At 38.8% G+C, this 15,071-nt stretch carries 11 protein-coding genes; 5 read left to right on the top strand and 6 right to left on the bottom strand.

Annotated elements, in window-relative coordinates:
• Positions 1 to 289: 289 nt before the first annotated feature.
• On the top strand, positions 290 to 2,782 hold the full coding sequence (locus H4J38_RS14730; protein ID WP_182132851.1) for a hypothetical protein: 2,493 nt from the start codon (positions 290 to 292) through the stop codon (positions 2,780 to 2,782).
• A gap of 102 nt (positions 2,783 to 2,884) precedes the next feature.
• Here H4J38_RS14730 and H4J38_RS14725 read toward each other — a convergent pair whose 3' ends face one another.
• A complete protein-coding gene (locus H4J38_RS14725) occupies positions 2,885 to 3,991 on the bottom strand; it encodes an arginase family protein (RefSeq protein WP_182132849.1) in 1,107 nt (368 codons plus the stop codon).
• A gap of 398 nt (positions 3,992 to 4,389) precedes the next feature.
• Between H4J38_RS14725 and topA the strand changes: the two genes are divergently transcribed.
• The 3 genes from topA (at position 4,390) to H4J38_RS14710 (ending at position 8,657) form a co-directional block, all read left to right on the top strand.
• A complete protein-coding gene (gene topA / locus H4J38_RS14720) occupies positions 4,390 to 7,059 on the top strand; it encodes a type I DNA topoisomerase (protein WP_182132847.1) in 2,670 nt (889 codons plus the stop codon).
• Positions 7,060 to 7,249: 190 nt separating this feature from the next.
• The gene (ylqF, locus tag H4J38_RS14715; RefSeq protein WP_182132845.1) at positions 7,250 to 8,182 is read left to right on the top strand and encodes a ribosome biogenesis GTPase YlqF; all 933 of its coding nucleotides are present in this window, start codon (positions 7,250 to 7,252) and stop codon (positions 8,180 to 8,182) included.
• Positions 8,183 to 8,225: 43 nt separating this feature from the next.
• Positions 8,226 to 8,657 (top strand): HIT domain-containing protein, encoded by a 432-nt coding sequence (locus tag H4J38_RS14710; protein WP_182132843.1) that lies wholly within the window; start codon positions 8,226 to 8,228, stop codon positions 8,655 to 8,657.
• Between the two features lie 67 nt (positions 8,658 to 8,724).
• On the opposite strand, the gene megL is transcribed toward H4J38_RS14710, so the two are convergent.
• Positions 8,725 to 9,906 (bottom strand): methionine gamma-lyase, encoded by a 1,182-nt coding sequence (gene megL, locus H4J38_RS14705; protein ID WP_182132841.1) that lies wholly within the window; start codon positions 9,904 to 9,906, stop codon positions 8,725 to 8,727.
• Positions 9,907 to 10,224: 318 nt separating this feature from the next.
• Between megL and H4J38_RS14700 the strand changes: the two genes are divergently transcribed.
• The gene (locus H4J38_RS14700; protein ID WP_182132839.1) at positions 10,225 to 11,790 is read left to right on the top strand and encodes a sigma 54-interacting transcriptional regulator; all 1,566 of its coding nucleotides are present in this window, start codon (positions 10,225 to 10,227) and stop codon (positions 11,788 to 11,790) included.
• A gap of 27 nt (positions 11,791 to 11,817) precedes the next feature.
• Here the strand turns inward: H4J38_RS14700 and H4J38_RS14695 are convergent, their stop codons facing one another.
• The 4 genes from H4J38_RS14695 to H4J38_RS14680 form a co-directional block, all read right to left on the bottom strand.
• Positions 11,818 to 12,618 carry a response regulator gene (locus H4J38_RS14695; protein ID WP_182132837.1) on the bottom strand — a complete coding sequence of 267 codons (801 nt, stop codon included), beginning with the start codon at positions 12,616 to 12,618 and terminating at the stop codon, positions 11,818 to 11,820.
• A 21-nt stretch (positions 12,619 to 12,639) separates the two neighbouring features.
• Entirely contained in the window at positions 12,640 to 12,984 is a 345-nt protein-coding gene (locus tag H4J38_RS14690) for a stress response translation initiation inhibitor YciH (RefSeq protein ID WP_404842624.1), read from the bottom strand.
• A 201-nt stretch (positions 12,985 to 13,185) separates the two neighbouring features.
• Positions 13,186 to 14,112 (bottom strand): electron transfer flavoprotein subunit alpha/FixB family protein, encoded by a 927-nt coding sequence (locus tag H4J38_RS14685; protein WP_182132833.1) that lies wholly within the window; start codon positions 14,110 to 14,112, stop codon positions 13,186 to 13,188.
• On the bottom strand, positions 14,109 to 14,861 hold the full coding sequence (locus H4J38_RS14680; RefSeq protein ID WP_182132831.1) for an electron transfer flavoprotein subunit beta/FixA family protein: 753 nt from the start codon (positions 14,859 to 14,861) through the stop codon (positions 14,109 to 14,111). The genes H4J38_RS14685 and H4J38_RS14680 overlap by 4 nt, the downstream gene beginning before the upstream one ends.
• Positions 14,862 to 15,071: the final 210 nt, after the last annotated feature.

Genomic DNA, 15,071 nt, shown 5'->3' with positions numbered 1-15,071 from the left:
ATAAAAGGTCTATATATTGTGCATTGTAAAATGTGTCATTTTTTTAATTGAATATCCTTTTTAATAATCAGCGTAAAATTGTGAAACCTATACGTTGAGTTACCTATAATTTATCTACATGCGACACAATCTATCGTAATTAAATTAGGGGCTATATAGTGATTTACACCCCCTGAAAACTTGTCAATTCTCAATAAATTATGTTTTTTGTGTTAATCACTGACCTTTTTATAAAAATTCGGTTAAGATGGGATAAGTTGATGAAATAATTACCAGGGAGATGCTTTTTATGGCGCTACTTCAACGCTTTAGTTTTATTTTACTGTTTGCTACTTTAATCGGTTGTGGTGGCAGTAGTGGTGGGTTTGATGATACCTCAAATGGTGGCGATGGTAGTACACCAGACGCTATAACAATTTCTTTAGCGATTTCAGATACAACGGTTACCGGCGCTGCGCCAGTTACTGTTACTGCAACCGTTATGCAAGGCACTACTCCAGTTGTGGGTAGAGCTGTTACTTTTACCACAGGATTAGGCGTTTTTTCTCCTGTCTCGGGTTCTGCTCTTACAGACGATAGTGGCGTGGCGACAATAACGTTAACGGCCGGTAGTGTTCGTGGTGCGGCTGAAATATCGGCAACAATATCGTCAGGGGAAAGCTCGACGACACCTTTAGGCTATACGACTCAAGGTGATGACATTGGTGTTGTTGGTGATATTAATATCAGTGTTACCTTAGTCGATTCTGACGGTAACCCTACCAATTCAATAACTTCTTCAAAACCTGCTAAAGCGATTGCTACTATTGATGGCATTAGCGCTCCTGTAATCGTTAGTTTTGTTTCTACCGTTGGTGAAATTCCAATTGGTTCGGCGCTTTCAAACAATAATAATCAAGCAACTGTTGATGTATTTGCAGGTGAAAACTTAGGCGCTGGTGCTATTACCGCTTCAATTATTAGTGGTGAAACGGGTCAGGTATTATTTGTTGTTGGTTCGTCTACGGTTTCGATGGGTAGTGGTACACCGTTTGTTGAAGGCGTTGCTGATGTTAGCTTAGCGCAAATATCTGCGGGCGGTACAAGTGTAGTTTCTGTAACAATTGTCGATGACCAAGGTAATTTATTTAACGAGCCAGTTGAGATTAACTTCTCATCAGCTTGTACAAAACAATCTACTCCGACAGCAACACTAAGTAGCCCAGTTACTACCTCTAACGGCGTTGCGACTAGTACATATTTAGCTAAAGGCTGTGTAGATGACGACCCTATAAATGTAACTGCAAACGCAGGTGGCATTAATTTATCAGCTAATGCATCAATAAATATTTTACCGGCTGAAGTGGGCAGTATAGAATTTGTTTCATCAAGTCCTGAAAATATTTCCATATTAGGTACAGGTAGTGTTGGCGGCTCTGAAAGCGCAACAGTAGTTTTTAGGGTTTTAGATACTAATAGTAACCCTGTAAATAACCAACTGGTTAATTTTGCCTTAAATACCAATGTTGGCGGGATTAAAATAATCCCAACAAGTGCTACAACAGATAATAACGGTTTAGTTCAAACAGTGATCAATTCTGGCACGGTAGCTACCAGTGTTCGCGTTTTAGCAACCATTGACGGTAGTGAACCGCAAATTTCATCGCAATCTAGTTTACTGGTAGTTTCAACTGGTATTCCGGATCAAGATAGCTTCAGTCTGTCGGCTAATATTTTGAATCCTGAAGGCTGGAGTATTGATGGTACAGAAGTTGTCGTGACCGCACGATTAGCTGATGCTTTTAATAACCCGGTACCAGATGGTACCGCTGTTACATTTACCACTGAAGGTGGTCGTATTGAACCTTCATGTGTAACTGATAATGGTACATGTAGTGTTACATGGAATAGCCAAAACACGCGTCCAGAAGGGCATGTGCTGCAGCATAATACTGGTGATGAGTATAATTGGTCAAATTCACCTGATGTAGTTCATTTACCTGAAACATTTAATACCTTAGGTCAAAAATATGGTGGCAGAGCAACTATTCTAGCAACGGTAATTGGAGAAGAATCATTTCCTGACTTAAATGGTAACGCACGTTTCGATGCTGCTGAAATGACAGCCTTTGCTGGTACTAATATCAGTGGCAGTGTTTATGACTTAAAAGAAGCGTTTGTCGATCACAATGAAGATGGTCTGTTTAATACAGTTGAAGCCGGCGCTCAAACAGGTGGTGAACTTGAAGAGTTTACTGACTTTAATGTTGATAATTTATTTACGGTAAATGATGCGAAATACAATGGTGTGTTATGTTCAATTCCAGCACACGATGGTTGTTCAAGTGATCAGAAGTCTATAAATGTTCGTGGCTCATTAGTGTTGGTTATGTCCGGCAGTGGTGCTCATTTTACGGTTAACTCTACCAGTGATGCAGTTAGCTCAACAATTGATGACGATAATGATCCTGATACAGCCGAGGTTGCTAATCCAAATTTCAATCCTAATGATGATGTGATTTATATCGCGGGTGAAAATGTGGGTTCAGGCAGCTTTATTATTGCTGATTTTCATAACCAGCCTATGCCAGCAGGTTCAATAGTTTCATTTACCGCAACTGTTGGCTCCATTCAAGGTTCAAGCAGCTATACTTGGCCAAATGATAATCATAATGGTGGCTTAGTGTTTGGTGTTTCAGTTAAAGGTGAAGCTGAACCTAAATCTGGCGTGTTAATTATTGAAGTAACTACACCTAGTGGCGTGGTAAGCGCTTCATCAGCAATTGGAATTGTTATTCAGTAGCTGAATTAAAAGTGAATAAAAAAGCCGTTCATTGAACGGCTTTTTTGTCTTTGATTTTTATAAGCCACTAAGCTACTTAAAATTATGTGGTGTGAATGTTTTTTATTTATTAATCTCTTCAATCAAGAAAGCTGAAATCTCAGCACCAGCAGCAAGTGTTCTATCACGACTAACTTCACCCAAGCCTGTGCTGTCGGTAAATGGTGCAATTTCCATCATGTCGGCACCCGTAATCGGGTATTGAGCGGCGATAGCACGTAATATTTGCATTGACTCATTTGGTGATAAGCCATCAGGCTCTGGTGTGCCAGTTGCAGCGGCATAAATTTCATCAAGCGCATCTATATCAAAACTGACATAAATTTCATCGACGTTATCATCTTTTAATTGCTTCATTATTTTTGCAATAATTGCATCAACACCTTGCTCTTTTACTTCATGTGCCCAATGTTGCTTAACGCCAAAAGTGCTTTCCCAATGTGATTTAGGTTTGCCGCTTGAGCGAATGCCGATTTGGATTAAGTCACGACGATCAGTTAGGTCATCTAAAATATGGGTACACCATGAGCCAAAACACAGGTCGATGCCCAAACGTTCAACCAGTAAGTCGGTATGTGCATCAAAATGAATAATAGCGGCACGTATGCCTTGCTTTTTCTTCGCTTGTAAATACGCTTTTGTTAATGGGTAACTAACGGAATGATCACCGCCAATACCAAAGATACCTTTCTTTGGAAACTCAGCATAAAAATCGTGTAATACATCTTCTGTTATCGTTAAAGGGCTAACAGGGAATGGGCTGTTTTCATCTTGGTAAAGTGCTTTTCGACAATTGGCAATGGTAGCTTCATTAAGGTACTTATCATGTAACAAATGTGGAATAACACGCACGTCACCTAAATCGAAGGCATTTAAATTAGGGTATTGTTCTAATAACGTTGAGCGAACAAATAAAGGTCCCCAGTTTGCGCCACGTAAAATTCCGCCACCACAATCTGAAGCTATGCCAAGAATCACCGCGTTAGTCGATTCTGGCAGTTTTTCAACGCTCTGCTGCCATAGCGACTGGATATTGTCTGATTGGCCAAATAAGGCGTTGTGCAAACGCTCCTTGCGCTCTTTTGCGGTATTAACGGTAAAAACACCGTTACCTGGTGGACATAAGCATTGGTTAATTTTATTTTTAAAGGTTGACCATGAAGTTGTCATGTATATTCTCTTCCTATTAATAGGTATTGAAATTCACTAAAATGAACGCAATCTACCTGGAGTGATTGTAAAAAATTGTTATAACGGGTGAAAAAATGAAGTTATTTCGCTTTCAGCCCTTAAGTTTTGCTAAAAAGTCGATTATGATGGCGCCGAAAAATTCGCATCATTATAGCTAAAAGTTGTAAAAAGGCATATATATAAAAATTTTTTGCTTGTCAGTTTGCTTATTTACAGATATATCTAATAGTAATTTCAATCTCAAATTTAATTTTTCGTCTCAGTTTTATTCATTATTGCAATTTTTCTTGATATTTTGCTTGAGCAATATTAAGTCACTCGGTGCACACAACTTTGACGCAACTGACACAGTCAGCTTAGTAGGAATATAAAATAATATGGCAAAATCTCTGGTAATTGTGGAATCGCCAGCCAAAGCGAAAACAATTAACAAGTACCTTGGTAAAGATTTTATTGTTAAATCGAGTGTAGGTCATGTTCGTGATCTACCACATAGCAGTACCGGTAAAAAAGTAGCGGCTAAATCTCCAGCTGAAGTGCGTAAAATGGCGCCTGCTGCCAAGGCAAAATATAAAGCTAAACGTGATAAGCAAGCACTTGTTAATCGTATGGGTATTGATCCTGAGAATGATTGGGAAGCTAATTATCAAATACTGGAAGGCAAAGAAAAAGTTGTTGCTGAATTAATCAAACTGGCCAGTACCGCCGATACTATCTATCTCGCAACCGATTTGGATCGCGAGGGAGAAGCGATTGCTTGGCATTTAAAAGAAATTATTGGTGGCGACGACGATAAATATAAACGCGTTGTTTTCAATGAAATAACCGAAAACGCTATTCAACAAGCATTTTCTACGCCTGGTGAATTAAGTATGCCAGGTGTAAATGCTCAACAAGCACGACGTTTCCTCGATCGAATCGTTGGTTTTATGGTTAGCCCACTATTGTGGAAAAAAGTTGCTCGAGGCTTATCTGCCGGTCGCGTTCAGTCTGTTGCCGTAAAATTAGTGGTTGAAAAAGAACGTGAAATCAAAGCCTTTGACCCGAAAGAATTTTGGGAAATTAGCGCTGATACGAAAACAGCTTCAGGTTTAGATTTTCCATTAGATGTTACCCACGAAAATGGTAAAGCATTTAAACCAACCAATGAAACTGAAACAAATAAAGCCTTAGCCACATTAAAAGATTCAGCATATACCGTTAATAAAAGAGATGACAAACCGTCTAAAAGTACGCCTTCAGCGCCTTTTATTACTTCAACTTTACAACAAGCGGCAAGTACTAAATTAGGTTTTGGTGTTAAACGTACAATGGGTCTTGCTCAACGTTTATATGAAGCAGGTCATATTACCTATATGCGTACCGACTCGACCAATTTAAGTAAAGACGCGGTTGAAATGTGTCGAGGCTATATTAGCGAAAATTTTGGCGAGAATTACTTGCCAGAAAAAGCCAAAATATACAGCAGTAAATCAGGTGCTCAAGAAGCCCATGAAGCGATTCGCCCGTCAAATGTAAAAATTGAATCTGCTTTTATGGAAGGTATTGAAGCCGACGCTAAAAAACTGTACGACCTTATTTGGCGTCAGTTTGTTGCTTGTCAAATGACAGCAGCACGCTACACGGTTAGTACCATTACCGTTGGTGCTTCTGGTTTTGATTTAAAAGCCAAAGGTCGGGTGATGCAATTTGATGGTTGGACTCGTGTACATCCACAATTATCAAAAGGTGATGATAAACATTTACCAGACTTATCTGTCGGTGAAGTATTATCACTCGAACAACTTAATCCTACTCAACACTTTACCAAGCCACCAGCACGTTTTGGTGAAGCATCATTAGTAAAAGAGTTAGAAAAACGTTCAATTGGTCGTCCTTCTACTTATGCGTCAATTATTTCTACCATTCAAGATCGTGGTTATGTTCGTTTAGAAACAAAACGTTTTTACGCCGAAAAAATGGGTGAAATCGTTACGGATAGTTTATCTGAAAGTTTTAAAAACCTAATGAGCTACGACTTTACCGCCAACATGGAGCAAGAGCTTGATGAAGTGGCTGATGGTAAAGCGAATTGGAAAGACGTGCTAAATGGTTTTTATAAAAACTTTACTAAGCAACTTGGCCAAGCCGATATGCCTACCGAAGAAGGTGGTATGCGCAATAACGAACCGGTATTAACCGATATTGACTGCCCAACCTGTGGTCGTAAAATGGGCATTCGTACTGCGCAAACAGGTGTTTTCTTAGGTTGTTCTGGCTATGCTTTACCACCCAAAGAACGTTGTACTAAAACAATGAACCTTACGCCAGGTGAAGAAGCCGTTAGCGTATTGGCTGAAGATCAAGAAACTGAAGCATTACGCGCTATGCATCGTTGTAAAAAATGTGGCACGGCTATGGATAGTTACCTGATTGATGAAACACGTAAATTGCATGTTTGTGGTAATAACCCCGTTTGTGATGGTATCGAAGTTGAAATTGGTGAATTCAAACTAAAAGGTTACGATGGTCCTATTTTAGAATGTGACCGTTGTGAAGCAGAAATGGAGCTTAAATCTGGTCGTTTCGGCAAGTATTTTGATTGTACTAACAGTGAATGTAAAAACACTCGTAAGTTATTAGCGAGTGGCGAAGCAGCGCCACCTAAAGAAGACCCAGTACAATTGCCTGAACTAGAATGTGAAAAGTCTGAAGCACATTTTGTTTTACGCGATGGTGCGGCCGGTATATTTTTAGCCGCGAATACTTTCCCAAGGTCACGTGAAACACGTGCGCCTAAAGTGGCCGAGTTAGCACGTTTTCGCGATAGAATTTCAGAAAAGTTCTATTACCTTGCTGATGCACCAACGCAAGATCCAGACGGCAATTTAGCTGTTGTACGTTATAGCCGAAAAACTAAATCACAATATGTGATGACAGAAGTTGAAGGTAAAGCGACAGGCTGGAATGCCAAGTATGTTGATGATAAGTGGGTTGAAGAGCTTGCCAAGAAAAAAGTCGTAAAAGCCAAAGCTAAAGCTAAGCCTAAAGCGAAAAAAACCGCATAGTTCAATGGCTAGCTCAGTATAAGACCATAATAAAAAGCGCTCATTGAGCGCTTTTTTTATGTTCAGGACGAACGATATATCCTGTTCACATGGATGTGAAAGAATGATGATGTAAAAAACAATATAGAGTTTCAAAAGCTTTTCATTAACATCAGTGATAAAATCTGGTTTATTTTCTAAAAGATTTATTATGGCGATTAATTGGTTCCCGGGGCATATGCATAAAGCCCAAAGAGAGATTAAAGAGATTTTACCGCAAATTGATGTGGTGATTGAAGTTTGTGATGCGCGATTACCTTTCAGTAGTGAAAATCCTATGATCACTGAAATTCGTGGTGATAAACCGTTAATTAAAATCTTAAATAAATCAGATTTAGCTGACCCTAAAGTTACACAGCTGTGGCTTGATTATTTAGAATCTCAGCACAACGTTAAAGCGATTGCATTAACCACAGAATCGCCTTCTGTCGCCAAGACTCTTCCCGCCTTAATTCGTAAATTGGCTGCCAGTAAAGATGAAGCAGGCAAGCAAATAAATGCCGTAATCATGGGTATTCCCAATGTAGGTAAATCTACTTTATTAAATACACTTGTTGGTAAAGCGAAGGCAAAAGTTGGTAACGAGCCTGCGGTTACCAAAGGCCAGCAACGCATTCGTTTAGATGATGGTTTATATTTATATGATACCCCTGGTATGCTTTGGCCTAAGATCGTAAATGAAAATAGTGGCTATCGTTTAGCGATTACGAGTGCAGTTAAAGATACTGCATTTGACCATGAAGAAATTGCCTGTTTTGCTGCTGAGTATTTATTAGCCGCTTACCCTGAGCGGTTAAAAGAGCGCTATAAAATTGAAGAGCTCCCAGAGCAAGAAGTTGAGTTGATTGAAGCTATCGGCAAACGTCGTGGCTGTGTTAAAAGCGGTGGTCATATTGACTTTCACAAAGCATCTGAAATATTGATTAATGAAATTCGTGATAAAACGCTAGGCGCTATCTCATTTGAAACACCGGAAATGGTGGTGGCCGAAGTTATTCACTTTGACAAGGTTGAAGCGGACAAAGTAGCCGCCCGAGAAGCAAAAAAAGTCGCCCGTGGCAGAGGTCGCCGTAATAAGCGTTAATCTTCATTAAAGTTTAATTATAAGATTAAGATAAGGCAGCAATATGAGTGAACAATTCCAATTACATCCACAATTAGCTAATGACTGTTTTGTTATTTGTGACTTTCCACTTTCACGTTTATTACTGTGTAATGACAGTGCCTTTCCTTGGTTTATTTTAGTGCCCAAAGTCGATGGCATTAAAGAAATATATCAACTGGATTGGCAACAACAACAACAGTTATTAAATGAATCAAGTATGCTGAGTGAAGTGCTGATGCAAGAATTTAATGGTGATAAAATGAATGTGGCCGCATTGGGTAATGTCGTGCCACAATTGCATTTACACCATATAGTGCGCTTTGAAAATGATGCTTGTTGGCCAAAGCCAATTTGGGGGCAGAAAGCGCTAACACCTTATACCGATGAAGAGCTAGAAGCGATTAAAAGCCGTATAATACCTAAGCTATCAGCGATATTATCCACTGACAGCTAAGAATTAAAACTCGTTCACATTAGCGTTGTTTAAGGGGCTTAAGCAACGTTACTACAACTGATTGTTTTTATATCAGTGCCAGCGATTGAGTCAAGTCTGCAATTAAATCATCAACATTTTCAAGACCAACAGATATTCTAATTAAACTATCGCTAATGCCTGCCGCTAAACGCTCTTCTTGCGTATAAGGTGAGTGTGTCATTGACGCAGGATGTTGAATAAGTGATTCTGCATCACCCAAACTTACCGCAATTGAAAATAACTGCATACGGTTAATAAAGTCACCACCACCAGATAAGTCGGTATCAATTTCAAAAGCAATGACACCACCAGCCGCTTTCATTTGTGAACCAATAAATTTATGCCCAGGATGACTTTTTAGGCCCGGATAATAAACTTGGGTTACTTTTTCATGATTCTCTAAAAATTCGGCTATTTTTTCAGCGTTGTTACAATGACGTTCCATACGAATAGGTAATGTTTTTAGACCTCGCATGATAAGCCAAGCATCGTGCGGGCTTATCGTTGCGCCAATATCTTTCAATACCGTCATTTTTATATTCATGATCATTTCATTAGTACCACAAATAATACCTGCAACAACATCACCATGACCGTTTAAATATTTGGTCGCACTATGTACAACGATGTCGATACCATACTTTCTCGGTTGCTGTAATACCGGTGTTAAAAATGTGTTGTCGACAATAGAAATAATGTTGTGTTTTTGAGCTATTTTGCCAATAACTGCTAAGTCGTATACCGCTAAGTTTGGATTAACCGGCGTTTCTAAGAAGATAACTTTAGTATTTGGCTTGATGGCAGCTTCAACCTCAGCAGGGTTTGCCATATCAACAAAGCTAACTTCGATGCCCCATCGGGTCAGTTGATGATTCATTAATGCAAATGAGCAACCATAAACAGCTTTTGATGAAATTAAATGATCACCACAAGATAAATTTGCCAGCAAAGCACCAGATACCGCACCCATGCCAGTAGCTGTTGCAGCAGCGTCTTCCATGCCTTCCATTGCTGCTACTCGCATTTCTAATTGTCGAGTTGTTGGGTTACCTAATCGGCTGTAAATATAACCTTCAGCTTCGCCTGCGAATCTATCTGCGCCTTGTTGCGCGTTGTCGAAGATAAATGTAGATGTTTGATAAAGTGGTGTGGCTAATGAACCAAATTGCTCGTCGTTAATACGGCCTGAATGAATTGCTTGAGTCTCAATATGTTTACTTTCCGACATGGGATACCTTATCTATAGGAGAATTATTATTGTTGCTAACGTTTAGTCGAACACTTATTAACTTCAGTATTGCAATTATACTGCCAATAATTTATATGTAAATATATCAATGGTTTATGTCGATATATTTATATCGCCTATTGATTTGTAATTTTTTTATTACAAACTCTTGTTGTTTTTAAAGCTGTTTGGTAATAATAAATTAATAAGTACCGTTTTATTTGGCTTTGCTCGATGTTTTCTTTCTTGTAATATTTTAGTTACAATGTAATTTAAATATTACAAAATTAATGTGTACTGTATTTATTAGGGGCTTTTGTGCGAATAGAGATAAAATCTGAAGACCGAATGGGTATTAGCCAAGAAATATTGGCAACTTTCACTCGCTTAGCTTTAAACATTCAAGCAATGGAGGTGAGTTCACAATTTATATTTGTTCATTTGGTAAAAAGCACAGTAAGTTTTAATAAAGTCAAAAAAGCGCTAATGAGCGTATCTGGAATTATTCACTGTTGTAAAGTTGATTTATTGCCATCAGAAAGTCGTGAGCGGCATTTAAGGGCGTTAGTTAACCGTTTACCTGACGCTATTATAGATATTGATGAAAACGCGCGTGTAATGGCATTAAACCAAGCGAGTGAAAAGCTATTAGTTAATCATCAACGCCATAAAGGTGTTTCGCCATTACTGGGTGAACAACTCAAAGGGGTGAAAGTTAACAGCCTACTAGATATAGACATAGTGCTGCCTTTATTGGATAAAATTAGCTCTCAAAATGTCGATATTGCTGGGCAAAGTTATCTAGCAGAAATTAGTCCTATCAGTGAACAAGAAAACAGCTCTGGTGCTGTCATATCATTAAAATCAATTACCAGTTTAGGTCGTCAAATTTCGATATTGCAGACGCGAGATGAGCAAGGTATCGATAATATTATTGGACGCTCAGCCAGTATTTTATTATTAAAAGAGCAAACCGCTCGATTTGCTGAATTAGAATTGCCGGTATTAATTAATGGTGAAACAGGTACAGGTAAAGAGCTTGTTGCTCGAGCATTACATAATGCGAGTAATCGCCAACAAGCGCCTTTTTTAGCACTAAATTGTGCTGCCTTGCCTGAGCATTTACTTGAAAGTGAGTTGTTTGGCTATGCCAACGGTGCTTTTACTGGTGCCCAAAAAGGTGGTAAACCGGGTTTACTTGAGCTAGCTGAAGGTGGGACATTATTTTTAGATGAAATTGCTGAAATGTCACCTTATCTGCAGGCAAAATTATTAAGGTTTCTACAAGATTTTAAATTTCGTCGGCTTGGTGGTACTAAAGAATTGCAAGCAAACATTAGGGTGCTGAGTGCGACTCATCAAAATTTATTAGCCATGATAGGTAAGCAGAAGTTTAGAGAAGATTTGTTTTATCGCTTAAATGTACTTAATTTAAATTCGCCGCCATTACGTGACCGATCAGAAGATATTGCTTTAATAGCGCGTCACTTTGTGGTGCTCGCGGCAACGCAAATGAACTTAAAACAACCGATAATAGATGAAAGTGCGATACAACTTCTGTCGTCTCATCAGTGGCCTGGTAATATTCGAGAGTTACAAAATGTGTTGTTTAGGGCCGTGGCACTAAATGAACGTGGTGATATCTCTTCGCAAGATATTAGTGTAGCTTTGGCTCAGTTTAAGCAAAAAGAAGTCACTAATTCGGTTGAGCTTACAGTCGAAAGCGAGGTTGGTAATTGGGCCAGTGCCCAAGCAAAGTTTGAAGAGCAGCTTATCAGGGCTTTATATCCTTATTACCCAACAACGCGAAAATTGGCAGAGCGATTAGAGGTATCACACAACAAAATTGCCATGAAGTTACGGCAGTTTTGCATTAGAAACTAAGACCTTTGTGATAGCTGTGAAGCTGAATTATTCTTCTAGTATCTTATAAAGAATTTTTTTAACATTTTCTGGCTCAAACGGTTTGTCACACATAGCTGTAACGCCTTCGGTAAGTATATTAGCTAGGTGTGTATCATTACTTTCACTGGTTACCATCAGTATGGGTAGGTGCGATTGCTCGCTTTCACTGCGAATATATCGCGTTAGCTCTTTACCATTAACTTCCGGCATATTGTAGTCAGTAACGACAAGATCAAACATATTTTCTTTCAATAAAGCAATCGCTTCACTACCATCAACCGCTTCGGTTATTTTTAATAAGCCTAAGTTATTTAGTACGCGTTTAATATGATTTCTGGCCAGGCGGCTATCATCAACGAGCAAAACACGAACTTGATGAACATCAAAGTATTCAAGTTCTAATTCATCAGTGGATAATAAATCAATGGTAGTACTTATTGCTGTTGCTAAGTGGTTAGAAGTAAAGGGTTTAGGGAGTAAAGCAATAACACCTGATTGCTTAAGTTCTTCTAAGTTTTCACGGCGATGCTCACTGGTTACTAGCATAAAAGGCGTTTCAGCAATGGTTGGGGTATTTCTGATTTTATGCAGCAATTCTATGGCGTCACCATCATCAAAATACATGGCGCTGGTAATTAAATCGCGAGGATGTTTTTTGGCACTTGCATAAGCTTCAGCAATGTTTTTAGCTTCTGCTACCTGGGTAATACCTTGTTGTGCTAACCCTTTAATTATTATCTTTCTTTGTAAATCAGAAGGTTCAACAACCAGTAAGGATAATTCGCTTGGGTTCATAGTATGACTCATATTTTTATCGGAAATGTTTTTCTAGCCACCAATGAATTTGACTTTAAATCCATTTTTCTCAAGTACTGATTTTATTTCTTCACGCTTATCACCCTGAACCTCGATCACTTCGCCAACCACACTACCGCCGGTACCACAGGTTTTCTTAAGTTTTTTTGCCAGCTCTTTTAAGGCTTTATTATCTAAAGCTAAACCGGTAATTGTGACGACCCCTTTACCTTTTCTGCCTTTAGTTTCTCGACGAACTTTTGCAAAGCCATCAGAAGGGGTTACCTTAGTACTTTTAGTGTGGGTGATTCTTCCGTCAGCCGTTGAATATACCAAAGATTGATCGTTATTATTTTGCTTATGGGTCGTATCGTCAATATTTTTACCAAAGGCACTTGCTAAGTCACTGAGGCTAGAAAATGTTTTTGTCATAATAATTTCTATAACTTCTAAAATTTAAATAAAATAAAACCACTACAAGAGTGGTTTTATTATATACCCGTTCTACTTCAATATACAGATTTCTGCATTTCAAGATGTAGAGCGGGTAAGTTTGATTTTGAGCGCGAAAAAGTTAACTTACAGCTTACTTTCTAACTCAGGTAAAGCGTCAAACAAATCTGCCACTAACCCGTAATCGGCTACTTGGAAGATTGGTGCTTCTGCATCTTTGTTAATAGCAACGATAACTTTAGAGTCTTTCATGCCGGCTAAATGTTGAATAGCACCTGAAATACCTACGGCAATGTATAAGTCAGGTGCAACAATTTTACCTGTTTGACCTACTTGCATATCGTTTGGTACAAAACCAGCATCAACAGCAGCACGAGAAGCGCCAATGGCTGCGCCTAACTTATCAGCAATACCTTCAAGTAACTTGAAGTTTTCACCGTTTTGCATACCACGACCACCAGAAATGACAATGCTTGCAGCGCCTAGGTCAGGTCGCTCTGAAACAGAAAGCTCATCATTTACATGGCTAGAAATACCGGCATCAGTAACTTTATCTACAGCAACAATTTCAGCATTACCATCGGTTGCTACAGCGTCAAAACCTGTAGAGCGAACGGTAATTACTTTTTTGCTATCTAAACTTTGTACTGTTGCAATAGCATTACCTGCGTAGATTGGACGTACAAAAGTGTCGCTACTTTCTACGGCAATAATGTCTGAAATTTGCGCAACGTCTAATAACGCAGCAACACGTGGCATAAAGTTTTTGCCCGTTGTTAGTGCTGTCGCTAAGATATGACTATAATCTGCTGCAAGCTCAGTGACGAGTAACGATACATTTTCAGCTAGTTGATGTTCATAAGCGGCGTTATCAGCCACTAACACTTTTGAAACACCATTGACCTTACTTGCTGCTTCAGCAACTGCTTGACAGTTGTGACCAGCGACTAAAAGGTGAATGTCACCGCCGATAGCTTGAGCTGCAGCAACTGTTTTTAATGTATCAGATTTTAATTCGCTATTATCGTGTTCGGCAAATACTAAAATGCTCATGAGATCACCTTCGCTTCATTTTTTAATTTTTCTACTAATTCATCAATGCTTTCAACAATAATACCGGCTTTACGCTGCGCAGGAGGTGTTACTTTAATTAAATTAGTACGTGCGGTTAAATCAATACCAAAGTCAGCGGCAGATTTTACATCTAAAGGCTTACGTTTTGCTTTCATAATATTAGGTAATGATGCATAACGAGGCTCATTCAAGCGTAAGTCAGTTGTTACAATAGCAGGCAAAGTTAAGGCTATAGTTTGTAAACCGCTATCAACTTCACGAGTTACGTTAACTTTATCGCCATCAACATTTACAGCAGAAGCGAATGTACCTTGTGCCATGCCAGTAAGGGCGGCTAACATTTGACCTGTTTGGTTGTTGTCGCTATCGATTGATTGCTTACCAAGAATAACCAGTTGTGGTTGTTCTTCTTCAACTATTTTTTGTAATAGTTTAGCAACGTTGATTGAATCTAAGTTTTCATCAGTCTCAATTTGAATAGCACGATCAGCGCCTAATGCCAGTGCTGTACGTAACTGTTCTTGGCAAGATTTATTACCAATAGATACCGCGATAACTTCAGTAGCTATGCCCGCTTCTTTTAAACGAACTGCCTCTTCAACTGCGATTTCACAAAATGGGTTGATTGCCATTTTTACATTAGCAAGATCGACATTGGAATTGTCTGCTTTCACACGTACTTTTACGTTATAGTCAATAACGCGTTTGATGGGTACTAATACTTTCATCGTTGCCTCTGATTATGCTTGTTGCATGTAATGTTGGTTAAACTAAAGTTAATTCAACTTAACGCTATAATAATGGTTTGAAGACTACTTGTAGATAACGTTTACGTCAACGTGTTCTGTCGATTACGTCACTCAAATTACGCTTAAATAAATATTATCAGTAAATAATGTAATACAGGATAGTATTTAACACGAAAATATCTATAATGA

Source organism: Colwellia sp. BRX10-3 (genome assembly GCF_014077505.1).
Taxonomy (GTDB): Bacteria; Pseudomonadota; Gammaproteobacteria; order Enterobacterales; family Alteromonadaceae; genus Cognaticolwellia.
The sequence above is the reverse complement of the archived record's forward strand: the minus strand, read 5'-3'. Positions and strand labels throughout refer to the sequence as shown.